Source organism: Spirulina subsalsa FACHB-351 (genome assembly GCF_026130165.1).
Lineage (GTDB): Bacteria > Cyanobacteriota > Cyanobacteriia > Cyanobacteriales > Spirulinaceae > Spirulina_A > Spirulina_A subsalsa_A.
The window spans coordinates 1-545 of sequence record NZ_JAIHOM010000275.1; the positions used below are offsets into that span (position 1 = coordinate 1).

The window sequence follows — 545 nt, forward strand, 5'->3', positions numbered from 1 at the left end:
GTACTGAGTACCGCCAAAGTTTTAATCCCTAGATCAATTCCGACCGATGGATTAATTGGTTCTATTTGCTCTGGCTCTATATCCACAACAAAGCTAAGAAAATATCGATTTGCACAATCTTTGATTACTGTTACAGAGCTAGGCTCTGACGGTAATTCCCTAGACCATACAGGCTTGATATTTCCTATCTTGGCTAGATAGACACTATCGCCAGAAAGAGAAAAAGCTGCCTTGGTGAACTCAGCAGATTGATTATTGCTTCGCTTTTTAAATTGGGGAGAGCCAACCTTTTTACCTTTGCGCTTACCTTTTAAGGCATTAAAGAAATTGCGATAGGCAACATCTAAATACCTTAGAGATTGCTGCAAAGGCACAGACGATACATCTTTAAGCCATGCCCTTTCTTCAGTCTTTTTGGACTGAGTGAGCAGAGCTGAGAGTTGGTTAAAGCTAATCGCTTTACCAGATGCCTTGCAAAGCGCAAGAGCATCATTCCAGACCACACGAACACAACCAAACAATTGAGCTAATCTCTTTTGTTGTTG

1 protein-coding gene is annotated in these 545 nt (G+C 41.1%); it reads right to left on the reverse strand.

All coding sequences use genetic code 11. The annotated features are described in order from the left end of the window. Positions 1-545 (reverse strand): RNA-guided endonuclease InsQ/TnpB family protein (locus K4A83_RS22840; RefSeq protein ID WP_265267024.1); only part of this gene is annotated, 545 nt, incomplete at both ends.